The organism is Pseudomonas sp. B111 (assembly GCF_026428275.1).
GTDB classification, from domain to species: domain Bacteria; phylum Pseudomonadota; class Gammaproteobacteria; order Pseudomonadales; family Pseudomonadaceae; genus Pseudomonas; species Pseudomonas aeruginosa.
This window is the reverse complement of record NZ_CP097857.1, coordinates 1804502-1829261: the sequence shown is the minus strand read 5'-3', so window position 1 is coordinate 1829261 and position 24760 is coordinate 1804502. Positions and strand designations below refer to the sequence as shown.

General features: G+C 67.0%; 18 protein-coding genes. 13 read left to right on the top strand and 5 right to left on the bottom strand.

The features are described 5' to 3' along the window. Positions 1–283: 283 nt before the first annotated feature. Positions 284–1321 (bottom strand): AraC family transcriptional regulator, encoded by a 1038-nt coding sequence (locus M6E97_RS08690; protein WP_003091367.1) that lies wholly within the window; start codon positions 1319–1321, stop codon positions 284–286. Further along, the gene (locus M6E97_RS08685) at positions 1318–2436 is read right to left on the bottom strand and encodes a carbon-nitrogen hydrolase family protein (protein ID WP_023100919.1); all 1119 of its coding nucleotides are present in this window, start codon (positions 2434–2436) and stop codon (positions 1318–1320) included. Before M6E97_RS08685 ends, M6E97_RS08690 begins: the two co-directional genes overlap by 4 nt. Positions 2437–2650: 214 nt before the next feature. Between M6E97_RS08685 and M6E97_RS08680 the strand changes: the two genes are divergently transcribed. The 3 genes from M6E97_RS08680 (at position 2651) to M6E97_RS08670 (ending at position 7403) form a co-directional block, all read left to right on the top strand. Continuing rightward, positions 2651–4690 carry an NADPH-dependent 2,4-dienoyl-CoA reductase gene (locus M6E97_RS08680; protein WP_003110070.1) on the top strand — a complete coding sequence of 680 codons (2040 nt, stop codon included), beginning with the start codon at positions 2651–2653 and terminating at the stop codon, positions 4688–4690. 336 nt (positions 4691–5026) lie between these two features. After that, complete coding sequence (locus tag M6E97_RS08675; RefSeq protein WP_074241308.1) at positions 5027–6466, top strand: chromosome partitioning protein ParA; 1440 nt, start codon at positions 5027–5029, stop codon at positions 6464–6466. 37 nt (positions 6467–6503) lie between these two features. Further along, entirely contained in the window at positions 6504–7403 is a 900-nt protein-coding gene (locus tag M6E97_RS08670; RefSeq protein WP_049311219.1) for a 1-aminocyclopropane-1-carboxylate deaminase/D-cysteine desulfhydrase, read from the top strand. On the opposite strand, the gene M6E97_RS08665 is transcribed toward M6E97_RS08670, so the two are convergent. Further along, complete coding sequence (locus M6E97_RS08665) at positions 7404–8369, bottom strand: DUF1853 family protein (protein ID WP_010793219.1); 966 nt, start codon at positions 8367–8369, stop codon at positions 7404–7406. A gap of 124 nt (positions 8370–8493) precedes the next feature. On the opposite strand from M6E97_RS08665, the gene M6E97_RS08660 reads away from it, so the two are divergent. The 10 genes from M6E97_RS08660 (at position 8494) to M6E97_RS08615 (ending at position 22581) form a co-directional block, all read left to right on the top strand. Then, on the top strand, positions 8494–9381 hold the full coding sequence (locus M6E97_RS08660) for an NAD(+) kinase (RefSeq protein ID WP_003104985.1): 888 nt from the start codon (positions 8494–8496) through the stop codon (positions 9379–9381). Beyond that, on the top strand, positions 9381–10361 hold the full coding sequence (locus M6E97_RS08655; protein ID WP_033938054.1) for a metallophosphoesterase: 981 nt from the start codon (positions 9381–9383) through the stop codon (positions 10359–10361). The genes M6E97_RS08660 and M6E97_RS08655 overlap by 1 nt, the downstream gene beginning before the upstream one ends. After that, on the top strand, positions 10358–11218 hold the full coding sequence (locus M6E97_RS08650) for a rhomboid family intramembrane serine protease (protein WP_003104987.1): 861 nt from the start codon (positions 10358–10360) through the stop codon (positions 11216–11218). Before M6E97_RS08655 ends, M6E97_RS08650 begins: the two co-directional genes overlap by 4 nt. An 83-nt stretch (positions 11219–11301) precedes the next feature. Continuing rightward, positions 11302–11565 carry a YeaC family protein gene (locus M6E97_RS08645; protein ID WP_003104989.1) on the top strand — a complete coding sequence of 88 codons (264 nt, stop codon included), beginning with the start codon at positions 11302–11304 and terminating at the stop codon, positions 11563–11565. Beyond that, positions 11565–12398: a DUF2797 domain-containing protein gene (locus M6E97_RS08640; RefSeq protein WP_003091329.1), complete on the top strand. Its 834-nt coding sequence runs from the start codon at positions 11565–11567 to the stop codon at positions 12396–12398. The genes M6E97_RS08645 and M6E97_RS08640 overlap by 1 nt, the downstream gene beginning before the upstream one ends. Before the next feature lie 18 nt (positions 12399–12416). After that, positions 12417–15074: an aminopeptidase N gene (gene pepN / locus M6E97_RS08635; RefSeq protein WP_033988676.1), complete on the top strand. Its 2658-nt coding sequence runs from the start codon at positions 12417–12419 to the stop codon at positions 15072–15074. A gap of 446 nt (positions 15075–15520) precedes the next feature. After that, complete coding sequence (locus M6E97_RS08630) at positions 15521–17485, top strand: DUF1302 domain-containing protein (protein ID WP_033938052.1); 1965 nt, start codon at positions 15521–15523, stop codon at positions 17483–17485. A 58-nt stretch (positions 17486–17543) separates the two neighbouring features. Beyond that, a complete protein-coding gene (locus M6E97_RS08625) occupies positions 17544–18911 on the top strand; it encodes a DUF1329 domain-containing protein (RefSeq protein WP_003091320.1) in 1368 nt (455 codons plus the stop codon). A 179-nt stretch (positions 18912–19090) separates the two neighbouring features. Then, positions 19091–20188 (top strand): WD40/YVTN/BNR-like repeat-containing protein, encoded by a 1098-nt coding sequence (locus M6E97_RS08620; RefSeq protein WP_023097386.1) that lies wholly within the window; start codon positions 19091–19093, stop codon positions 20186–20188. A gap of 11 nt (positions 20189–20199) precedes the next feature. Next, complete coding sequence (locus M6E97_RS08615; RefSeq protein WP_003138533.1) at positions 20200–22581, top strand: efflux RND transporter permease subunit; 2382 nt, start codon at positions 20200–20202, stop codon at positions 22579–22581. A gap of 71 nt (positions 22582–22652) precedes the next feature. On the opposite strand, the gene cprS is transcribed toward M6E97_RS08615, so the two are convergent. Both cprS and cprR read right to left on the bottom strand, forming a co-directional pair. Beyond that, entirely contained in the window at positions 22653–23948 is a 1296-nt protein-coding gene (cprS, locus tag M6E97_RS08610) for a cationic peptide sensor histidine kinase CprS (protein ID WP_033938051.1), read from the bottom strand. Then, positions 23945–24616 carry a cationic peptide response regulator transcription factor CprR gene (gene cprR, locus M6E97_RS08605; protein ID WP_003091311.1) on the bottom strand — a complete coding sequence of 224 codons (672 nt, stop codon included), beginning with the start codon at positions 24614–24616 and terminating at the stop codon, positions 23945–23947. The genes cprS and cprR overlap by 4 nt, the downstream gene beginning before the upstream one ends. Positions 24617–24760 lie beyond the last annotated feature (144 nt).

Below are 24760 nucleotides of genomic sequence, written 5' to 3'. Positions count from 1 at the left end.
TCTTCACCACGCCGAGGCGGGGTGAGCCACGAAGAAAGCGGCCAATGGCCGCTTTTTTCGTTTCCGTCGTCCCCTGCGTCTTCCGTTTTCTCCTTGTTTGCCGGATTTCCTGCTCCGTCGGTCCGCGCGCGGTAATCCCGCTGTCATCTTCCTCGTCTACAGCTGAAAGACACAGACGAACGAAAGGTGATCCGCGATGGACGACTACCAGGAAGAACTGCTGGAGCAGCATGCCGCCGAATGCGACCTGCCGGAGCCGGCGGACGACGTCACCGAGATGTGATCAGGCGCTCTGTCGCTGGGCGCGGCGGAATTCGCCGGGCGTCTGTCCGCTCCAGCGCTTGAAGGCGCGCTGGAAGGCTTCCGCCGAGGCGAAGCCGAGCAGGTAGGCGATTTCGCCGAAAGCCAGGTCGGTCTCGCGGATGTAGACCATCGCCAGGTCGCGGCGGGTGTCGTTGAGGATGCTGCGGAACTGGGTGCCTTCCTCGGCCAGCTTGCGCCGCAGGGTCCAGGTCGGCAACTTGAGGCGCGCGGCGACTTCCTCGAGGTCCGGCTCGCGGCCATTGAGCATCGGCCCCAGCAGGCGGCTGACGCGCTCGCGCCAACTGCGGGTGCGGGTCAACTGCTCCAGTTCGCGGTTGCAGAGTTCCAGCATCTGGCTCCAGGTGCTCGGACAGTGCTCGGCATTCGCCAGGGCCAGGCTGGCCTGGCTCAGGCGCAACTGGTTGGTCGGCGCGCCGAATTCCACCGGGCAGCCGAAGAATGCCTCGTAGCGCTCGGCCCAAGGCGGCGCTGGATATTCGATCTCCACCCGCTCCGCTTTCAACGGCTGCCTTGCCAGAGCGCCGAGATGGCTGATCCAGCCTGCCAGCACCGAATCGACGACGAAGCGGTTGTAGGCGTTGTAAGGGCTGATCGAATAGAAGCGCAGCCAGGCGCCGCCGGCGTCTTCCACCAGGCTCGACTGGCCCCGGTAGTTCTGCGCGTAAAGCGGTTCCAGGTGGATCATTGCCCGCGCGGCGGCGCGCAGGTTGGGCGCCTGGGCGACGCTGACGCCGGCCAGGCCCATCTGTCCGAGACGGCTCAGGCGGCCCATCTGCAGGCCGAGGGCGGGGTCGCCGCTGAGCTGTATGGCGGCATGGCCGAGGCGCATGTAGCGAGGGATCGACAGGCGCGCCCCGGGTTCGGCCAGGCGCCGCTGGTCGAGGCCGTACTGTTCGAGCAGTGGCGCGGGCTCGACGCCGGCGGCGAGCAGGGCGTCGGCCAGCGCCTGGACGAAGCCGACCGAGAGGTCGCCGAGGCGAACCCGGGGCGCGCTCATAGCCAGAGATTGACCAGTTGCGCACCGCCGCCGGGATTGGCCTGGCGCATGCCCTGCGGCGAGCCGAGCAGGCTCTGGCCGTCTTCGGTGACGTTCCACAGGCGGCTATGGGCGAAGGCCACGGCGCCGCCGCGTGCACCGCTGGCCAGCAGGCGCTCGCCGACCGCCAGGCGCTGCCAGGCCTCGGCGTTGCTCAGGCTGTTCGGCGCCAGGCGCACGTCGCCGGGAACCAGCTCGGCATCGAAGCCGGGCCAGGGTTGCTGCCAGCGACCGCTCTGGTTCAGGGCGGCGGGGATCGCCAACAGTTCGACGCGCTGTTCGACCAGGGTGGCGTAGGTGTCCGGGTACCAGCTGTCGGTGCCGATCAGCACGCCCAGGCGTCCTGCAGGCGTATCCAGCACCTGCAGGCGCTCGCCGCGACCATTGTTGAGGTAGCTCAGTTCGTGACGGGTCGGGAACACCTTGCGTTGCGGCTGTCCGAGCGGCCGGCCGTCGGGACCGAAGGTCAGGCTGACGTTGTACAGCTGGCCGGTGCCGGGACGCAGCTCGCCGTCCTCGACCTCGGGGTCGGGCAGGACGATGGAGCCGGCGACCACCGTCACCTTGAAATCATGGGCGAGCCCGCCGAACAGGGTCTGGTAGTCGTGGGCCATGTCCACCGCCTTCATCCGGAACAGGGTGTCGGTGAGACGCTGATCGCCGCGCGCGGTGATCCAGCCGCGCGCCACCTTCAGCGGGTTGCTCGCGGCCATCCAGTCCATCGCCGTGGGCCAGTCGGCGGCGGCATAGACCTCGGGCTTCTCGCCGCTGGCCACCAGCCAGGTGCCGACATGCTCGGGGAACACCACCACCGTGCGCTCGTTGAGCAGGCCCTGGCGGCGGGCATTTTCCAGGTAGGCGTGGAATTTCAGCTGCAACCGTTCGGCGCTCTGGTAGTCCGGCGTGAACAGTTCCGGCTGGACCGCCAGCAGGTTGCCGCGCTCGCCGGGCTGGCCCTGGACCACGCTGACCTGGCTGCGCAGGTCGGACAGGTAGTGGCCTACCGGGCGGCGTTCGGCCCAGCCGGCGTAGGCGGCGAAGAGGGTGATGAGGATCAGGAAGATCAGCTTGCGCATGCGGGTCTCCAAGGCAGCCCACAGGGTAGGGGAGTGGCGTCGGCTTGCCAAGCATCCCTGTGCATTCCGATCAGTAACTTGTCATTTAGGATCATTGAGCGCTCCGGTGGCGCTCCTTAGAGTCGTCGCCATACCGACCGCTGCCCGTCCCGCGCATTGCGCCCGAGGCCGCGGCATATCCGTGAACGCGTTTCGCCCGATGTGGAGACCCCCGATGACCGCCGCCGTTCCCTATCCGCACCTGCTCGCCCCGCTGGACCTCGGCTTCACCACCCTGCGCAACCGCACCCTGATGGGGTCCATGCACACCGGTCTGGAAGAGAAGCCGCAAGGCTTCGAGCGCATGGCGGCGTATTTCGCCGAACGCGCCCGTGGCGGCGTCGGCCTGATGGTCACCGGCGGCATCGGCCCGAACGAAGAGGGCGGCGTGTATTCCGGCGCGGCCAAGCTGAGCACGCCGGAAGAGGCGGAGAAGCACAGGATCGTGACCCAGGCGGTGCACGAGGCGGGCGGCAAGATCTGCATGCAGATCCTGCATGCTGGCCGCTACGCCTACAGCCCGAAGCAGGTGGCGCCGAGCGCGATCCAGGCGCCGATCAATCCGTTCAAGCCCAAGGAACTCGACGAGGAAGGCATCGAGAAGCAGATCGCCGACTTCGTCAACTGCGCCAGCCTGGCCCAGGTCGCCGGCTACGATGGCGTCGAGATCATGGGGTCGGAAGGCTACTTCATCAACCAGTTCCTCGTGCAGCACACCAACCAGCGCACCGACCGCTGGGGCGGCAGCTACGAGAACCGCATGCGCCTGCCGGTGGAGATCGTCCGCCGGGTGCGCGAGGCGGTGGGGCCGAACTTCATCATCATCTATCGCCTGTCCATGCTCGACCTGGTCGAGGGCGGCAGCAGCTGGGACGAGATCGTGCTGCTGGCCAAGGCCGTCGAGAAGGCCGGCGCGACCCTGATCAACACCGGTATCGGCTGGCACGAGGCGCGCATCCCGACCATCGCCACCAAGGTGCCGCGCGCGGCCTTCACCAAGGTCACCGCCAAGCTGCGTGGCGAGGTCGGCATCCCGCTGATCACCACCAACCGCATCAACACTCCCGAGGTGGCGGAGAAGGTCCTGGCCGAGGGCGATGCCGACATGGTCTCCATGGCCCGGCCGTTCCTCGCCGACCCGGACTTCGTCAACAAGGCCGCCGCCGGCCACGCTGAACGGATCAACACCTGCATCGGCTGCAACCAGGCCTGCCTCGACCACACCTTCGGCGGCAAGCTGACCAGTTGCCTGGTCAACCCGCGCGCCTGCCACGAAACAGAGCTGAACTACATTCCCACCGCCAGGCCGAAGAAGATCGCCGTGGTCGGCGCCGGTCCGGCCGGCCTGGCCGCCGCCACCGTGGCCGCCGAGCGCGGGCACCGGGTCAGCCTGTTCGACGCCGCCGGCGAGATCGGCGGGCAGTTCAACGTGGCCAAGCGGGTTCCCGGCAAGGAAGAGTTCCACGAGACCCTGCGCTACTTCCGCAACAAGCTGGAGAGCACCGGCGTCGAGCTGCACCTGAACCGCCGGGTCGGCGTGGACGATCTGGTCGCGGGCGGCTACGACGAGATCGTCCTCGCCACCGGCATCGTCCCGCGCACGCCGGCGATCCCCGGCATCGAGCATCCGAAGGTGATCAGCTACCTGGACGCGATCCTCGAGCGCAAGCCGGTGGGCGGCAAGGTGGCGGTGATCGGCGCCGGCGGCATCGGCTTCGACGTCTCCGAATTCATCACCCATGCCGGTCCGTCCACCAGCCTGGAGCGCGAAGCGTTCTGGAAGGAGTGGGGGATCGATACCCGCCTGGAGGCCCGCGGCGGCATCGCCGGGGTCAAGGCCGAGGTGCATCCGGCAGCGCGCCAGGTGTTCCTCCTGCAACGCAAGAAGAGCAAGGTCGGCGACGGCCTCGGCAAGACCACCGGCTGGATCCATCGCGCCGGCCTGAAGAACAAGCAGGTGCAGATGGTGAATGCCGTGGAGTATCTCGGGATCGACGACGCCGGCCTGCATATCCGCGTTGCCGAGGGCGAGCCGCAGGTGCTGCCGGTGGATACCGTGATCGTCTGCGCCGGCCAGGACCCACTGCGCGAGTTGCAGGACGGCCTGCTGGCGGCCGGCCGGAGCGTGCACCTGATCGGCGGCGCCGATGTCGCCGCCGAGCTGGATGCCAAGCGCGCCATCAACCAGGGTTCGCGCCTGGCTGCCGAACTCTGAGAACCTGTCCGCGATCTGTTACGTAGCGGAGAAACTGCGTTGAAAACGGCTTTTCTCCAGCTCGCACAGGTTCTGCGTATCGTCCCTGTCCGCGCTCGTCGGCGCGGCGGGGCGCTGCGCACCGGTTTGGTGAACGGTGGCGCTCTGCCACGGTGATCTCCGTCCGCTCAAAACCCGACCGCTTCACAATTTCCCCTACCGCTCGGCGGGCCGTCCGGCATCGCCCGGGTGTCTGCCAACCCAGTCACATTGCCCGCGACATTTTTTCCCCTAGACTTGCCCGAACAACGAGATAGCGCCTGTTTTTCAGGTGACATGCCAGATGGGTACTGCCGGATGCGGGCCGCCTCGCCAGGCGTTCGAGGGTTAGCGATGAGCATGCAGAAAAAGCCACAGATGGCGGAGGCCGTGCTGTTCTTCAACGACAGCGGCGTCTGCAAGGAAATGCTGTATCCCGAATTCGAGGCGCTGCTCGATGGTCTGGTACGCATGCCGGAATACGCCGACCGGCAGATGCACCTGGCCTATGTGTTGATCAATCCGCGCCTGCAGGCGCGGGCAGCGGTGTTCTTCTATCTCGATTTCGACGAGCAGGGCGGCGCCGACACCGGCTGGAACCTGCCTCTGCGCAACCTCGCCGAACGCGCCGGACGCGGCCCCGACATGGGCGGCGGGCCGATCCGCCTGGCCTGTCGCAGCCAGTGCCCGGTGTCCTGGCACCAGATGCACCTGTGGGACCCGGAGAGCAGCGCCGGACGCAACCATTTCGTACTCATCCGCGACGCGCTCAGGCGCAACCAGCTCGGCCTGCTGGTGGACGAGGAGCCTGCCTCGGTGGAGCCGCAGCGGCTGCAGATGGCCGCCGAAGAACAATGGTACGCCGCCGGTCCCGCCGCCCCAAAGGCAGCGCCCGCGGAGCCTCCGCGCAAGCAGGAGGACGAGCAGGCGGCGCGCCTGGCGCAACTGGTCAAGCAGCAGCGGCAACAGCTCGCCGCCCTGGCCCGGCAGCAGGAGCAGCGCCTGGCCGGGCTCGCCCGGCAGCACGAAGAGGAACTGGCCAGGCGCGAACAGGACGCCCGCGGGCAACTGGACATCCTGCGCAGCGAAGTGCTCAGCCTGAAACAGGCCCTGGAACGGCAGGCGCGGGAGAACGCCGAGTTGCAGCAGCGTCTGCTGGAGCAGGGCGAGCAGTTCCAGCGCAACCGCGAGGAACTGACCCGGCAACTGCGTTTCATCGAGAACCAGGGGCGCAACGAGACCGACCTGCTGCGCTCGGAGTTCGCCGACGAACTGGAGGCTCGGGTGGCGGTGGCGGTGGCCGGCTACAAGGAGCAGGTCTCGATCCGCGACGTCGAACTGGCCTACCGCAACGAGCTGGACCAGCAACTGGAGCAGGAACTGGCCGAGCTGCGCGCCGAGCGCGACCGTCTGGCCGCCCAGGGGCCGGAGCAACTGCTGGAGCGTCTATCCGGCCAGGGCGTGGTATTCGTCGCCTACCATCCCGGCGCCGGGCACCTGACCATCCCCTTGCAGGACATCCCGCGTTACCAGGACAATCCGCTGGCCTACGCGGCGGCCAAGTGCTTCGTCTCCGAGAGCCAGTACCGCCAGTGGCTGGACCACTTCCAGCAGCCGCGCTGCGAGGCGCTGCTGCCCGGCGGCGAACGCTGCAACCTGCCGCTCGACCGGGTCGACAACCCGGCGCGCTTCGTCGCCGGCGACACCAACTGCTGCGCCCGGCACAAGACCACGGGGCGCCTGCGCACCGTGAGCTGACTCCTTGCCGTTTCCCCACTGGTCACCGCATACACCCTTGCAGCGTCTCGAACTCGACTGGCTGCAACGGGCCGGGGTCGAACTGGCGCTGCTGCGCCTGGACCAGGCCGATCCGCTGATCTCCGGCAACAAGGGGTTCAAGCTTGCGCCACACCTGGCGCTGGCCCACGAGCAGGGGCTGGATGGCCTGATCAGCCTCGGCGGCGCCCACTCCAACCACCTGCACGCGCTGGCCGGCGCCGGCGCGCGTTTCGGTTTCCGTTGCGTCGGCCTGTTGCGCGGACACGAAGTCGATACGCCGACGGTGCGCGACCTGCGCAGTCTCGGCATGGAACTGCACTGGCTCGGCTACGGCGGCTATCGCCAGCGGCATGCCGCCGGCTTCTGGCTTCCCTGGCGGGAACGTTACCCAGGCTTGCTGCCGGTCGCCGAGGGCGGTGGCGGGCTGCAGGGCGCGCGCGGTTGCATCGGGCTGGTGGAGCGCATAGCGACCCAGTTGCCGACGCTCGGCTGGGACGATTACGACGCGATCTGGGTGGCCGCCGGTACCGGTACGACACTGGCCGGCCTGGTGCTCGGCGAGGCCGGGCGGCATCCCGTGGTGGGCGCGCTGGCGGTGCCGGAGGACCACGGCGTCGCCGCCCAGGTCGCGGCGACCCTTGCCGAGGCGGGCTGGGCCGATGCCGGCTATCGCCTGCTGGACGCCAGCCGTGGCGGTTTCGCCCGCCTCGATGGGCGATTGGCGCGGTTCATCGTCGAGTTCGAGACGGCCAGCGGCGTCGCCCTCGAACCGCTGTACACCGGCAAGCTGCTGCTCGCCCTGCGCGAGGCTGTGGAGAGCGGCGCGGTGGCTCGCGGCAGCCGGCTGGTGGCGCTGCACAGCGGAGGCCTGCAGGGCCGCCGGGCATTGCAGGAGCGTTTGCTGGCGTTGCTCTGATCAGGCATCCGCGGCCTGGCGCGCGCTACCCCACAGGCTGAGCCCCGGCGGCCAGTCGTCGCTGGCCAGGAACAGGCGCTCGGCCTCTACCCAGTAGCCGTCGCGCGGCACCACCCTTACCAGCATTTGCGGACGTGCCTCGCCGGCGAAGGCGATGTTCCAGCAGGCGCCGTCGCGCGGTGGGTCGAGCGGGTCCTGCCGCCGCATGGCCGGCGCCAGCCAGTGCTCGCGCGACAGATGCAGCCAATGCTGCCCGGCCTGCGGTCCGGCCAGGCTGGCCAGGTACGCCGGCCAGTCGCGCTGGCGGAGCCAGCGGCCACGCAGATGCCGTGGCTCGATGTCGGCGGGCAGGCTGCCCGGCCCGGGCCAGGGATGGAACAGGTAGCCGCTCAGCCACAATGCGGAAACGGCCGATTCGGCGCCATGGGCGGCCAGCACCTGGCGACCCTCGCGGGTCGCCGCCAGCGGCAACTGGTGTCGGCAGAGGTGTTCCAGCTTGCGTGACAGGCGGTCCTGGCCGCCGGGCCCGAGCCAGTCGCCGGGGCCGGACTGGGGCCCCAGGTAGAGTTTGATCGCCAGTTCCAGGTGGTGGATGCCGTCGTCGTCCCGCAGCAGCAGGTCGAGTTCGCCAAGGGTATGCCCGCCGTCGCGCACCGGCAGGTTGGCGGCGATCAGGCGCACGTCCGGGGCCTGTTCCAGGGCGAATTGCCAGAGATGTTCGTAGTACAGGCCGAGACGCTGCCGTGGCCATTGCGCGAGCCAGGCGGCGAGGTGCTGCGGCTGTCGCTCCTGTTCGCGCAACCAGGCGGCCAGGCGCTCCGGTTCCTGGCGCCAGCGGCTGGCGGCGAGCGGATGGCGCTGCGGCTCCGGGGTCCGGCGCAGCAACGGCGGGGCGAGCAGGGTCCAGGCCAGGTCGCGGACGGCCGGGTGGCGCAATTCGTCGAGCAATTCGGTCAGCAGCGTCATACTCAGAGGTTAGCCGGGTTGCGCCACTCGCGGCGATTTCCCGTACATGCGCGGGTTTGCCGCTGTCCGCGGCTTTCGCCCATAATCCGCTCTATCCCGCCCGCCAGCTTTTCGCAGGAACCGCATGGAACCCTTTCGCAATATCGGCATCATCGGCCGCCTCGGCAGCACCCAGGTGCTGGACACCATCCGCCGGCTGAAGAAATTCCTGATCGATCGCCACCTGCATGTGATCCTCGAGGACACCATCGCCGAAGTCCTGCCCGGACACGGCCTGCAGACCTGCTCGCGGAAGATCATGGGCGAGATCTGCGACCTGGTGGTGGTGGTCGGCGGCGATGGCAGCATGCTCGGCGCGGCCCGCGCGCTGGCCCGGCACAAGGTGCCGGTGCTGGGGATCAACCGCGGTAGCCTGGGCTTCCTCACCGACATCCGTCCGGACGAACTGGAGGTCAAGGTCGGCGAGGTGCTGGACGGCCAGTACATCGTCGAGAGCCGCTTCCTCCTCGATGCCCAGGTGCGTCGCGGTATCGACTCGATGGGGCAGGGCGATGCGCTCAACGACGTGGTCCTGCACCCGGGCAAGTCGACCCGGATGATCGAGTTCGAGCTGTATATCGACGGCCAGTTCGTCTGCAGCCAGAAGGCCGACGGCCTGATCGTCGCCACGCCCACCGGTTCCACCGCCTACGCGCTGTCCGCCGGTGGTCCGATCATGCATCCGAAGCTGGATGCCATCGTCATCGTGCCGATGTACCCGCACATGCTTTCCAGCCGCCCGATCGTGGTGGACGGCAACAGCGAGCTGAAGATCGTCGTGTCGCCGAACATGCAGATCTACCCGCAGGTCTCCTGCGACGGGCAGAACCATTTCACCTGCGCCCCCGGCGATACCGTGACGATCAGCAAGAAGCCGCAGAAGCTGCGCCTGATCCACCCCATCGACCACAACTACTACGAGATCTGCCGGACCAAGCTCGGCTGGGGCAGCCGCCTGGGCGGAGGCGACTGATGCAACTCGACCCCGGACTTGGCTACGACCTGATCGGCGATGTCCACGGCTGCGCGCATACCCTGGACCGCCTCCTCGACCTGCTCGGCTACCGCCTGCAGGGCGGCGTCTGGCGCCATCCGCGGCGCCAGGCGCTGTTCCTCGGCGACATCGTCGACCGCGGCCCGCGCATCCGCGAGGCCCTGCACCGGGTGCACGCGATGGTCGACGCCGGCGAGGCGCTGTGCATCATGGGCAACCACGAATTCAACGCGCTCGGCTGGAGCACCCCGGCGGCGCCCGGCAGCGGCCGCCAGTACGTCCGCGAGCATACGCCGCGGCATGCCCGGCTGATCAAGGAGACCCTCGAGCAGTTCGAGGGCCACGATGCCGACTGGCGCGACTTCCTCGGCTGGTTCCAGCAACTGCCGCTGTTCCTCGATGCCGGGCGCTTCCGCATGGTCCATGCCTGCTGGGACGGCGAACTGATCGCGACCCTGCGCCGGCAGTTCCCCGACGGGCGGATCAGCGAAGCCTTCCTGCAGGAGTCGGCGGAGCCCGGCAGCTTCGCCGACCTGGCCTGCAACCGCCTGCTGCGCGGTACCGACATGCGCCTGCCGCACGGTGCCACGCTGACCAGCAGCGATGGCTATACGCGCGCCTTCTTCCGCACCAAGTTCTGGGTCGAGGACGAGGCGCCGCGCACCTACGGCGATATCGTCTTCCAGCCCGACGCGTTGCCCGAAGCGATCGCCCGCGAGCCGCTCAGCGAGGAGCAGAAGTCCAGCCTGCTGACCTACGGCGCCGACGAACCGCTGTTGTTCGTCGGCCACTACTGGCGACGCGGCACGCCGGCGCCGATCCGGCCGAACCTGGCCTGCCTGGACTACAGCGCGGTGATGTACGGCAAGCTGGCGGCCTACCGCCTGGATGAGGAAACCCGCCTGGACCGGCACAAGTTCGTCTGGGTCGAAGTGAAGCGGCCGGAGGCTGACGAGTGAGCGCGGTGCAGGTCCTGAAGTTTCCCCTGTCGGTCGACCTGGCCGGCTTCGTCGGCCTGCTGCGGCGTCTGAACGTGCCGCACCGGGTCAGCGAGGAATCCGGCCAGCAGGTCCTCTGGGTGCCCGACGAGCGGCTCGCCGAGCAGGTCCGCGAGTTGTACCGGCGTTATCCCGAAGGCGATCCGCAGGCGACCCTGGAGGCCGCGCCGCGACCGGCGGGGCAGGGTTTCGTCCGGCAACTGCGGATGAGCCCGATGACCGCCGCGGTGTTGCTGCTGACCTTCGTCGTCGCCGCCGTCACCTACCTTGGCGACAACTTCGCGACGATGCGCTGGCTGACCTTCCAGGACTTCCGTATCCAGGGCCAGTACGCGCTGTTCACGCCGTTGGCCGAGAGCCTGGCGGCGGGTCAATGGTGGCGGCTGTTCACGCCGATGCTGATCCACTTCGGCTGGCTGCACCTGGCGATGAACGCCATGTGGTTCTGGGAGCTGGGCCGGCGCATCGAATTCCGCCAGGGCCGTCCGATGCTGCTCGGCCTGACCCTGTTGTTCGGCCTGGTGTCCAACGTGGTGCAGTACGCGGTGAGCGGCGCCAGCCTGTTCGGCGGGTTGTCCGGGGTGCTCTATGGCCTGCTCGGGCACTGCTGGATCTTCCAGTACCTGGCGCCGAACCAGGCCTATCGCCTGCCCAGGGGCGTCGTGGCGATGATGCTGATCTGGCTGCTGGTGTGCCTGTCCGGGGTGATCGACCTGCTCGGCTTCGGCTCCATCGCCAACGGCGCGCACGTTGGCGGGCTGCTGGTCGGTTGCCTCAGCGGTTTGCTGGGCGGCCTGCTGGCGCGGCGTCGCCGTTGAGCGAGGGGCTGCGGCAGCTTCGATGTGCGCCGCCGGCCCCGGCCCGGTAGAATGGCCGGTACGCCTTTTCACCGGAGCCGGCCATGTCGTCCTTCAATCAAGCGATCGAGAACATCACTCCTGAGATCTACCAGAACCTCAAGCTGGCCATCGAGATCGGCAAGTGGCCGGACGGCCGCAAGCTGACCCAGGAGCAGAAGGAACTCTGCCTGCAGGCGGTGATCGCCTGGGAGCTGCAGAACCTCCCCGAGGAGGAGCGCACCGGCTACATGGGCCCGCAGCACTGCTCCTCGCATTCCGACGAGCCGATCCCGAACATCCTGTTCAAGTCGGACTCCGTGCACTGATGGAAGAAATCGCCCGCGGCGCGCTGAGCAAGATGACGGCGCGCCTGGAAAGCAATGCTCCCGTGCAATACGCCTTCCGCCTCGACGACCGCGAAGTCGCGGTGAACCCGCTGATCGGCCGGCCGCTGCGCCTGGAGTACCTCGGCAGCATCTTCTGCACCCATTGCGGCCGCAAGACGAAGAAGAGTTTCAGCCAGGGCTATTGCTATCCCTGCTTCACCCGGCTGGCGCAGTGCGACAGTTGCATCGTCAGCCCGGAGAAGTGCCACTACGAGCAGGGCACCTGCCGCGAACCGGAGTGGGGCGAGCGGTTCTGCATGACCGACCACGTGGTGTACCTGGCCAACTCCTCCGGGGTGAAGGTCGGCATCACCCGCGCCAGCCAGATTCCCACCCGCTGGATCGACCAGGGCGCGCGCCAGGCGCTGCCGATCCTGCGCGTGGCCACCCGCCAGCAGTCCGGCCTGGTGGAAGACCTGCTGCGCAGCCAGGTCGCCGACCGCACCAATTGGCGGGCCATGCTCAAGGGCGAGGCCGAGCCGGTCGATCTGGCGGCAGTCCGCGAGCAGTTGTTCGACCAGTGCGCCGACGGCCTGCGCGAATTGCAGCAACGTTTCGGCCTGCAGGCGATCCAACCGGTTATCGACCTCGATCCGCTCGAGATCGCCTACCCGGTCGAGGCCTACCCGAGCAAGGTCGCCAGCCTCGACCTGGAAAAAACGCCTATCGTCGAAGGCACGCTTCGCGGTATCAAGGGCCAGTACCTGATCCTCGACACCGGGGTGATCAACATTCGCAAATACACGGCCTACCAGATCGCCGTGCATCACTGAGCAGAAGGGCCACAAGCCATGCGCACCGAGCAACCGAAAGTCATCCACCTCAAGGACTATCAGGCGCCGGACTACCTGATCGACGAGACCCACCTGAAGTTCGAACTGTTCGAAGACCACAGCCTGGTACACGCCGAGCTGAAGCTGCGGCGCAACCCCGAGCGCGGCGCCGGCCTGCCGCCGCTGTTGCTGCATGGCCAGCAACTGGAGCTGCTGGCGCTCGAACTGGACGGCCAGGCGCTCGGCGCGGACGACTACCAGCTGGACGACGAGCAGCTCGGGGTGCAACCGCGGCAGGCCGAGTTCGTCCTCAGGAGCACGGTGCGTATCCATCCGGAGAGCAACACCGCGCTGGAAGGCCTGTACAAGTCCGGCAAGATGTTCTGCACCCAGTGCGAGGCCGAGGGTTTCCGCAAGATCACCTATTACCTCGACCGTCCCGACGTGATGAGTCGCTTCACCACCACCGTCAGTGCCGAACAGCAGCGCTACCCGGTGCTGCTCTCCAACGGCAACCCGGTGGCCAGCGGTTCCGAAGGCAACGGCCGGCACTGGGCGACCTGGGAAGACCCGTTCAAGAAGCCGGCCTACCTGTTCGCCCTGGTCGCCGGCGACCTCTGGTGCGTCGAGGACAGCTTCCGCACCATGAGCCAGCGCGACGTGGCGCTGCGCATCTACGTCGAGCCGGAGAACATCGACAAGGTCCAGCACGCCATGGACAGCCTGAAGAAGTCGATGCGCTGGGACGAGGAGGTCTACGGCCGCGAGTACGACCTGGACATCTTCATGATCGTCGCGGTCAACGACTTCAACATGGGCGCGATGGAGAACAAGGGCCTCAACATCTTCAACTCCAGTTGCGTCCTGGCCCGCGCCGAAACCGCCACCGACGCCGCCCACCAGCGGGTCGAGGGCGTGGTGGCGCATGAGTATTTCCACAACTGGTCGGGCAACCGGGTGACCTGCCGCGACTGGTTCCAGCTGTCGCTCAAGGAAGGCTTCACCGTATTCCGCGACTCGGAATTCTCCGCCGACATGAACTCGCGCACGGTCAAGCGCGTCGAGGACGTCGCCTTCCTGCGCACCAACCAGTTCGCCGAGGACGCCGGGCCGATGGCGCATCCGGTGCGCCCCGACTCGTTCATCGAGATTTCCAACTTCTACACCCTGACCGTCTACGAGAAGGGCTCGGAAGTGGTGCGGATGATCCACACCCTGCTCGGCGCCGAAGGCTTCCGCAAGGGCTCGGACCTGTACTTCCAGCGCCACGACGGCCAGGCGGTGACCTGCGACGATTTCGTCAAGGCCATGGAAGACGCCAATGGCGTCGACCTGACCCAGTTCAAGCGCTGGTACAGCCAGTCCGGCACTCCGCGCCTGGCGGTGGAAGGCGAGTACGACGCCGCCGCCCGCCGCTACACCCTGACGGTGCGCCAGAGCTGCCCGCCGACTCCCGGCCAGCCGAGCAAGGAACCCTTCGTCATCCCGCTGGAGCTGGGCCTGCTCGACGGCCAGGGCCACGAACTTCCGCTGCGCCTGGAAGGCGAGGCCGCGGCCCAGGGCGGCAACCGTGTGCTGGCGGTGACCGAGGCCGAGCAGCGCTTCGTCTTCGTCGAGGTGCCGGAGCGGCCGCTGCCATCGCTGCTGCGCGGCTTCTCCGCGCCGGTGAAACTGAGCTTCCCCTACAGCCGCGACCAGTTGCTGTTCCTCATGCAGCACGACAGCGACGGCTTCAACCGCTGGGAGGCCGGCCAACAGCTTTCGGTGCAGGTCCTGCAGGAGCTGATCGGCCAGCACCAGCGCGGCGCGCAACTGGTACTCGACCCGCGCCTGATCGAGGCCTACCGCACCCTCCTGGCGGACGAGGCGCTGGACCAGGCGATGGTCGCCGAGATGCTCTCGCTGCCCAGCGAGGCCTATCTCACCGAGATCAGCGAAGTCGCCGATGTCGACGCGATCCATGCCGCCCGCGAATTCGCCCGCCAGCGTATCGGCGAAGCGCTGTTCGAGCCGCTGTGGCAGCGTTACCAGGCCAACCGCAAGATTTCCCGCGACACCGCCTACCTCGCCGAGGCCTCGCACATCGCCCGGCGCAGCCTGCAGAATATCGCGCTGTCCTACCTGTCGCTGTCGGGCCGGGAGGAAATCCTCGCCGCCTGCCTGGAGCAGTACGAAGGCTGCGACAACATGACCGAGCGCCTGACCGCCCTGGCGGTGGTGGTCAACTCCGGCTTCGAGGCGGAGAAGGGCAAGGCCCTGGCCATGTTCGCCGACTACTTCAAGGACGACCCGCTGGTGATGGACCAGTGGTTCAGCGTGCAGGCCGGCTCGCCGCTGCCGGGCGGGCTGGAGCGGGTCCAGGCGCTGATGCAGCACCCGGCCTTCACCCTGAAGAACCCGAACAAGGTGCGCGCGCTGATCGGCGCGTTCGCCAACCAGAACCTGGTCAACTTCCATCGTCCTGACGGCGCCGGCTATCGCTTCCTCGCCGACCAGGTGATCGTGCTCAACGCACTCAACCCGCAAATCGCCTCGCGCCTGCTGGTGCCGCTGACCCGCTGGCGCAAGTACGACGAGGCGCGGCAGGCGCTGATGCGCGGCGAGCTGGAACGCATCCTGGCCTCCGGCGAGCTGTCCAGCGACGTCTACGAAGTGGTGAGCAAGAGCCTGGCCTGATCCGCCAGCTTCTCCCAGAAGAGGGTGTTACTGGCCACTGGCTGGTAACGCCCTTTGTTACTTCTGGGAATCGCTTCACTGTTTTCCATTGATGGAGCCCGCTTAATCGTGTTTCGCGAACCACCTTGCGCAGGCTCTGCGAAGGGACTTTTCGCGCCACCGGCGACATTCGCCTGGCGCGTTTTGTCGGACACTTCCTGTTTTCTGGTCAGTGAATGAACAGTCATCTGGCAGGAAGTCCTGTTTTTGTCGCAATCCATTGAATTCCCTGGAGGATTCCGTTGAATTGGCATCCCGGTTGCACTGCCTCGTCGCGCGGTTCCCTTTCGTCGACGCGAGGCCGGTGACGCCGCGACCACCCATAACAAGGCCGCAGAGAAACGGCCGAACGGCGAACCGCCCGCAGTGGCGGCGCCCAACGCATGACCACATGGAGTGAGTTCCCGATGTACATCCCCAACCGCCAGCCCCGGCTGCGCTCCGCGCCGGCCCGGGCCGGCTTCGCCTTCGCCGGGCTGCTGCCGCTGCTGGGCGGCCAGGCCCAGGCCGTCGAATTCAGCTTCCTCGACAACGAGGTGTCCGGTTCGCTCGATACCACCCTGTCCTACGGCACCCTGTGGCGGGTGCAGGGGCAGGACAAGAGCAACAACGACATCAACACCAACGACGGCAACCGCAACTTCGATACCGGCCTGGTTTCCGAGGTCTACAAGATCACCTCGGACCTGGAGGCGACCTGGCGCAACTATGGCGTGTTCATTCGCGGCACGGCGTTCTATGACACCCAGATCATGGACAAGCGCAACGACTACTACAGCCACAACGATCCATCGCAGCCGAGCCAGAGCTATCCCCACGACGACCGTTTCACCAGCCAGACCCGCGACATCGCCGGGCACAAGGCGGAAATCCTCGACGCCTACGTCTACGGCAGCTGGGACATCGGCAACATGCCGCTGAGCGCGCGCTTCGGCCGCCAGGTGTTCAACTGGGGCGAGGGCATCTTCTACCGTGGCGGGGTCAACACCACCAACCCGGTGGACGCCGCCAAGTACCGCCTGCCCGGTTCCGAGCTCAAGGAAGTGCTGATGCCGGTGGAAGCGCTGAGCTTCAACATCGGCCTGACCGACAACCTGTCGATGGAAACCTTCTACCAGTGGAACTGGAAGGAAACCCGCCTCGACCCGGTCGGAACCTTCTTCTCCGAGACCGACCTGTTCGCCGACGGCGGCAACACCGGCTACAGCGACTTCACCGGCACCGCGCTGGACACCCCGGTGCCCGGCTTCGGCAACGTCATCGGCCTGTACCAGGCGCTGGGCAACAATCCGCTGCTCAGCGGCGCGCTGAAGAACACCGGCCTCTATGCCAACGGCGTGACCCCGGCCTACGGCAACGTAATGAAGGTGTCGTCCATCGGCAAGGACATCAACGCGCGCAACGACGGCCAGTTCGGCGTGGCCTTCCGCTACATCGCCGAGGAACTGAACAGCACCGAGTTCGGCTTCTACTTCGTCAACTACCACTCCAAGGAGCCGACCCTGTACGCCGACATCGGCGACTATGCCGGGGCCGACCTGGCGGCGCTGGCCAACACCCTGCGGCCGATCGCCGGCAACCTCGCCGAAGCCCTGGCCAACGGCCTGGTGACCGCCGACGTGATGGGCAACATCAATGCCCGGCGCGAGTTCGCCGAAGACATCCGCATGTACGGCTTCAGCTTCAACACCACGGTGGGCGACGCCTCGGTGTTCGGCGAGCTGGCCTATCGGCCGAACCTGCCGATCGGCATCGCCGCCACCAACGACCTGATCGGCGACCTCGCCCACGGTGCGGCGGAAGCCGCCAACGGCGGGCAGATCAACGTCGGCGGGCAGATGGTCGGCCTCGGCGGGCAGATCCACAACTACGAGCGGGTCGAGGCGTTCAACACCTCCCTCGGGACCATCTACAACTTCGGCCCGTCGCTGAGCTTCGACTCGTTGACCGGCGTCGCCGAGCTGGCCTCGGAACACCTGCGTGGCAGCAGCCTGAAGTACGCCGCCTACGACGGCAGCACCCGCTACTATGCCGGGCGCGGCAACAGCTCGTACGTTTCCGGCGGCGACCGTGGCGACCAGGTGAACCGCAACGCCTACGGCTACACCCTGCTGCTCAGCGGCACCTGGAACGACGTGTTCGCCGGGGTCAACGTGTCGCCCTACGTGGTCTACAAGGACGACTTCGAAGGCAACTCCTACCAGACCGGCAACTTCATCGAAGGTCGCAAGGCCTACACCCTGGGGGTCAAGGCCACCTACCTGAACAGCCTGGAAGGCGAACTGCAGTACACCGAGTTCTACGGCGGCGGACAGAACAACAACATCCGCGACCGCGACAACATCGGCCTGACCGTCAAGTACTCCTTCTGACCGAACCGATAACGACACGGGCGCCGCGAGCGCCCGGCACCTCACACGGAGAACCCTCATGTTGAACAAGCACCTGCTGATCGGCGCTTCCCTGGCGCTGGCACTGGGCAGCGGCGGCGCGCTGGCCGGCGTTTCCGCCGGCGAGGCGGCGCAACTGAAGTCGAGCCTCACCCCGCTGGGCGCGGAGAAGGCCGGCAACGCCGCCGGCAGCATTCCCGCCTGGACCGGCGGCATCACCCAGGCGCCGGCCGGCTACAAGCCGGGCCAGCACCACCCGGACCCGTTCGCCGCGGACAAGCCGCTGTTCACCATCGACAAGGCCAACCTGGAGCAGTACAGGGAACACCTGACCCCGGGCCAACTGGCGCTGTTCAAGACCTACCCGGACAGCTTCCGGATGCCGGTCTACCCCAGTCGCCGTTCCGGCTCGGCGCCGCAGTGGCTGTACGACAACACCTTCGCCAATGCCACCAGCGCCAGGCTGCTGGACGGCGGCAACGGGTTCGCCGACGCCTATGGCGGGGTGCCGTTCCCGATTCCGAAGAGCGGCGTGGAGGCGCTGTGGAACCATGTCGCCCGCTACCGCGGTACCTATGTCGTGCGCCGCGCCTCGGAAGTCGCGGTACAGCGCAACGGTAGCTACTCGCTGGTGACCTCGCAGCAGGAAGCGCTGTTCAAGTACTACCTCAAGGGCGGCAGCTTCGCCGACCTGAACAACCTGATGTTCTACTACCTCTCGTTCACCAAGAGCCCGGCGCGCCTGGCCGGCGGCGCGGTGCTGGTGCACGAGACCCTCGACCAGGTCAAGGAGCCGCGCCAGGCCTGGGGCTACAACGCCGGCCAGCGCCGTGTACGGCGTGCGCCGAACCTTGCCTACGACACGCCGATCGCCGCCGCCGACGGCCTGCGCACCGCCGACGACACCGATATGTTCAACGGCGCGCCGGACCGCTATGACTGGAAGCTGCTGGGCAAGAAGGAAATCTACATTCCCTACAACAACTACAAGGTCAGCAGCCCCGAGGTGAAGTACGAGGAACTGCTCAAGCCGGGCCATCTCGATCCGCAATACACCCGCTACGAACTGCACCGCGTGTGGGTGGTGGAAGGCACCCTGAAGCCGGGCGCGCGGCATATCTACTCCAAGCGCACCCTGTACCTCGACGAGGACAGCTGGAGCGCGGCGGTGGTCGACCAGTACGACGGTCGCGGCGAACTGTGGCGGGTGTCCATGGCCTACCTGAAGAACTTCTACGACCTGCCGTACACCTGGAGCGCGCTGGACGTGTTCCACGACCTGCAGGCGCGTCGCTACCACGTGCAGAACCTGGACAACGAGGAGCCGGGTACCATCGACTTCACCCAGGCGATACCGGACGACTCCTACTTCAAGCCCTCGGCCCTGCGCCGCCGCGGCACCCGCTGATCGCTCCGCTCGCCGGCGCCGACCGCTTCCCTCCGGGGAGGAGGGCGGCGCCGATCCCCCGTTACAGACGGCTTACACGCTTAACAAAAGATAACGTGGCTTCAATTGTCTCCGTCGCCAAACGCTGGCTATATAACGCTCACCACGAACCACTAATAACAACAACGGGGACGGTATCCATGCGTGAGCCCATGACGTGGCGCACTTCGCCCGGCCAATCCGCGGACGCTTCGCGGCATCCGGCCATTCCTTCCAGATCGCCCCTGGCCAGCAGGGCCCTGTCGTTTCTCGGGGCGCTTTCTCTTCTGACCTTCGCCGCCACCCCGGTCCTGGCCGAGTCGACGCCAACCGCCGCGCCGCCGCAATTCGCCGTGGAATCGCCGAAGGCCGCCAGCAGCCTGCTGCTCAGCGTCGCCCATGCCGGCAAGCGGCTGGTCGCGGTCGGCGACCGTGGGCATATCCTGCTCTCCGACGACGACGGCAAGACCTGGACCCAGGCCAAGGTGCCGACCCGCCAGTTGCTCACCTCGGTGTTCTTCGTCAACGAGCGCAAGGGCTGGGCGGTCGGGCACGATGCGCAGATCCTCGTCAGCGACGACGCCGGCAGCACCTGGACCAGGCAGTTCGAGGACCTCGGCCGCGAAGCGCCGTTGCTGGACATCTGGTTCGCCGACGAACAGCACGGCCTGGCCGTCGGTGCCTATGGCGCGCTGCTGGAGACCCGCGACGGCGGCCAGCACTGGGAAGACGTCAGCGAGCGCCTGGACAACGAGGACCAGTTCCACCTCAACGCCATCGCCGCGGTCAAGGACAACGGCCTGCTGGTGGTCGGCGAAGCCGGCAGCCTGTTCCGCTCGAAGGACTGGGGCGCCACCTGGGAAAAACTCGAAGGCCCCTACGAGGGCTCGCTGTTCGGCGCCATCGGTACCGCCGATGCGGGCGGCGTGCTGGTCTACGGCCTGCGCGGCCACCTGTTCCGCTCCGCCGATTTCGGCGACAGCTGGGAAGAGATACCGCTGAAGGCGGCGTCCGGCGACCTGGAATTCGGTCTCTCCGACGGCGCGCTGCTGGCGGACGGGCGGATCGTCGTGGTCGGCCACGGCGGTAGCGTTCTCGAAAGCACCGACGGCGGGCGCAGCTTCAGCGTGTTCAACCGTCCCGACCGGCTGTCCCTGGCCGGCGTCAGCGCCACCGGCGACGGCCACCTGATCCTGGTCGGCCAGGGCGGCGTGCACCTCGCTGCGGCGAACGGTGCCGCGCTCGAACAACCACAATAAGGCGGGGTCGCATGAGTGCCATGAACCAGCATCAGCAAAACAAGGCGAGCCTGCTCGAACGCCTGATCTTCAACAACCGGCCGGTGGTGATCTTCCTCTGCCTGCTGGTCAGCGTCTTCCTGTTCTACCAGGCCACCCAGGTGCGGCCGTCCACCAGCTTCGAGAAGATGATCCCGCTGGAGCACCCGTTCATCCAGAAAATGCTCGAGCACCGCAACGACCTGGCCAACCTCGGCAACACCGTGCGCATCTCGGTGGAGGCGGTGAACGGCGACATCTTCACCAAGGAGTACATGGAAACGCTCCGGCAGATCCATGACGAGGTGTTCTACATCCCCGGCGTCGACCGTTCCGGCCTGAAGTCGTTGTGGAGCCCCAGCGTGCGCTGGACCGAAGTGACCGAGGAAGGCTTCGCCGGCGGCGAGGTGATCCCGCAGACTTACGACGGTTCGCCGCGGGCGCTGGAGGAACTGCGCAACAACGTGCTCAAGTCCGGGCAGATCGGCCGCCTGGTAGCGAACAACTTCAAGTCGAGCATCGTCGACGTGCCGCTGCTGGAGATGTACCCGAATCCGAAGAACCAGAGCGAACTGATCAAGCTCGACTACCGCCAGTTCTCCCATGAGCTGGAAGAGAAGATCCGCGACAAGTACCAGTTGCAGAACCCCAACGTGAAGGTGCACATCGTCGGCTTCGCGAAGAAGGTCGGCGATCTGATCGACGGGCTGGTGATGGTGGTCGGCTTCTTCGGTATCTGCCTGCTGATCACCCTGGTCCTGCTGTACTGGTTCACCAAGTGCATCCGCAGCACCATCGCCGTGCTGATCACCACCCTGGTGGCGGTGCTCTGGCAGCTCGGCCTGCTCAACCTGGTCGGTTTCGGCCTCGATCCCTACTCGATGCTGGTGCCGTTCCTGATCTTCGCCATCGGCATCTCCCACGGCGTGCAGAAGATCAACGGCATCGCCTTGCAGTCCAGCGGCGCCGACAATGCACTGATGGCGGCGCGGCTGACCTTCCGCCAACTGTTCCTGCCCGGGATGATCGCGATCCTCGCCGACGCCGTCGGCTTCATCACCCTGCTGGTGATCGACATCGGGGTGATCCGCGAGCTGGCCATCGGCGCCTCGATCGGCGTGGCGGTGATCGTCTTCACCAACCTGATCCTGCTGCCCGTGGCGATCTCCTACATCGGCATCAGCAAGAAGGCGGTGCAGCGCAGCAAGGACGACGCGGTGCGCGAGCACCCGTTCTGGCGCCTGCTGTCGAACTTCGCCAGCCCGAAGGTGGCCCCGGTGTCCATCGCCATCGCCCTGCTGATGCTCGGCGGCGGCCTCTGGTATGGCAAGCACCTGAAGATCGGCGACCTCGACCAGGGCGCGCCGGAACTGCGTCCCGACTCGCGCTACAACCTCGACAACGACTTCATCATCCGCAACTACTCGACCAGTTCGGACGTGCTGGTGGTGATGGTCAAGACCACCCCGGAAGGCTGCTCCACCCACCAGGCCCTGGCGGCCATGGACGAGCTGGCCTGGAAGCTGGAGAACACCGAGGGCGTGCAGTCGGCGATCTCGATGGTCACCGTGTCCAAGCAGGTGATCAAGGGGATGAACGAAGGCAACCTGAAATGGGAGACCCTGTCGCGCAACCAGGACGTGCTGAACAACTCCATCGCCCGTGCCGACGGTCTCTACAACACCGACTGCTCGCTGGCGCCGCTGCTGGTCTTCCTCAACGACCACAAGGCCGAGACCCTCGACCGCGCGGTGGCGGCGGTGCAGGCCTTCGCCGCGGAGAATGACAAGGACGACCTGCAGTTCCAGCTGGCCGCCGGCAACGCCGGGATCGAGGCCGCCACCAACGAGGTGATCAAGCAGTCCGAACTGATCATCCTGGTGCTGGTGTACATCTGCGTGGCGGCCATGTGCATGATCACCTTCCGTTCCTTCGCCGCGACCCTCTGCATCGTCCTGCCGCTGATCCTCACCTCGGTGCTGGGCAACGCGCTGATGGCGGCGCTGGGCATCGGCGTGAAGGTCGCGACCCTGCCGGTGATCGCCCTCGGCGTCGGCATCGGGGTGGACTACGGGATCTACATCTACACCCGCCTGGAGTCTTTCCTGCGCATGGGCCTGCCGTTGCAGGAGGCCTACTACGAGACCCTCCGCTCCACCGGCAAGGCGGTGCTGTTCACCGGCCTGTGCCTGGCGATCGGCGTGGCCACCTGGATCTTCTCGGCGATCAAGTTCCAGGCCGACATGGGCCTGATGCTGACCTTCATGCTGCTCTGGAACATGTTCGGCGCCCTCTGGCTGCTGCCGGCCCTGGCGCGTTTCCTGATCAACCCGGCCAAGCTGCAGGCCAGGAAGGCCTCGCTGTTCGCTCACTGAGTCGCACCGAGCCTCGCCAAGACCGCGGCCCCGGCCGCGGTTTTTTTCGCGCGGAGGAAGGCCGCCGCGCTTCAGTCTGGTGTGGCGGGGAATAGCAGCTCGCAGCGGAAGCGCTGCTCGTCGCTGCTGTAATGCAGGCGCCAGCCGCTCTTCTGGCACAGGCGCTGGACCAGGTCGAGGCCCAGGCCATAACCGAACGCCATCGACTCCTCCGTGCCCTGGGCCGCACCGATGGGGTTGCTGATCAGCAGGCTGCGGTCGCGCACGACGATTTCCACCACGCCCTCGTCGCTGTACTGCAGGGCGTTGCGCAGCAGGTTGCCGATGATGATCCGTGCGCGGGTCTGCGGCAGGCTGTGTGGCTCCACGTCGAGGTGGAAGGTCAGGCCGCGGCGCTGGCTCAGCGCCTGCTGTTCCTCGAGCAGCTCCTCCAGCAGGTGGCCGACCTCAATGTGTCCGTCGTCGCGCAGTTCGCCGCTCTCGCGGCTGAGCCAGAGCAGGGTCTCGGTCATCTGCTGCATGCCCAGCGCCGAGCGGCGGATGCGTTGCAAGGCATGCGGGGAGGGCGCGCGGCCGGGTTGGTCGAGCAACTCCAGGTTCATGCCGATCACCGCCAGCGGGGTGCGCAGCTCATGGCTGGCGTAGCGCAGGAAGCGCTCCTCGCGCTGGCTGAAGTCCTTGATCCGGGTCACGCTGTTCCACAGGGTATCCGCCAGCACGTTGAGTTCGCGGTAGTTGAAGCGCGGCCGCTGGCTGTCCGGGGCGAGGTCGTCGAGGGTCATCGACCAGCGCGTCAGCTTGCGCAGCGGGGCGACGATGAACCAGACCAGCAGGCCGACGGCGGCCAGCGAAGGCAGGGTGACCGACAGGGTGACGATCCAGGTCTGCCTGACGCGGGCGTCGATGATGGCGTCGGACAGCGGCGTGTCGATGCTGCCGGCGGCGTCGTTGTCGTAGAGGTAGAGCGTCTTGCCGTCGGCCAGTGGCTGGCGGACCACCACGTAGGCATCGTCGCTGGGCGCGTCGTCATCCTCCTCTTCGTCATCGTCGTCCCAGTTGCCGAGCAGTTGCATGGCGCCGATGCTCTTGTAGGGCGGGGTGTCGAGCATCTCCCTGAGTTTCGGCGGCAGCCCCGCGGTGCCGACGCTGCCCTTGAAGTAGTAGCTGTCCGGCGCCGGCGTAGCCGGGTCTTCCTGGTAGCGCTGGGCGAAGTACAGCCCTTCCTCTTCCATCATCATGCTGAGCAGGTAGAGGGCGCCGGTCTCACCGTAGTCGCCGAGCATGCGCGTGTAGACCAGCAGCACCCCGGCGAGGATCAGGCTGACGCCGCCGCCGACGATGGGGATCAGGCTCAGGCCGCGTTTCATTTGCGCTCCAGCTGGAAGCCGACGCTGTGCAGGGTATGGATCAGAGGGGTGGCGAACCCCTTGTCGACGGTGCTGCGCAGGTGGTGCATGTGCACGTTGAGGGTGTTGCTTTCCGGCGGCTCGTCGCCCCAGACGCTGCGCCCCAGCTGCTCGCGGGTGACCAGCGCGGGGCTGGCGCGCATCAGGCACTCGAGGATCTTCCAGGCGGTGGGGGACAGCGCCAGGGGCGTGCCGCCGCGGCTGGCCTGGCGGCTGTCGAGGTCCATCACCAGGTCGTCGACCTGCAGGCGCTGGGCCTGGCCGCTGCGGCGCCGGCTGAGGGCTTGCAGGCGGACCAGCAGCTCCGGCAGTTCGAAGGGCTTGAGCAGATAGTCGTCGGCGCCGGCGTCGAAGCCGTCGAGCTTGTCCTGCAAGGTATCCAGGGCGGTGAGCATGAGTACCGGGGTCTGCAGGCCGGCTTCGCGCAGCTGGCGACAGACCTGCCGGCCGTTGATGCGCGGCAGCATGATGTCCAGCAGGATCACGTCGTAGCGGTTGGCGCGCGCCAGGTTGAGGCCGGCCTGGCCGTCGCGGGCGTGATCGCAGACCACCCCGGCGGCCTCGAGGTAGTCGATGACGGTGCCGGCGAGATCGAAGTTGTCTTCGACGACGAGTACGTGGATATGCATGGCCTGGGTCGCGTGACGAATGGGCTGGTCGACTGGCGGTGGATGGCCGTCGCGCCATGGGCGGTTCGGGAGAGGCGGGCGGTCGGCGGTTTTCGCGAGTCGGGCAGCGATGTTCGTCGATCGGGGCGCGGGCTGTCCAGTTGC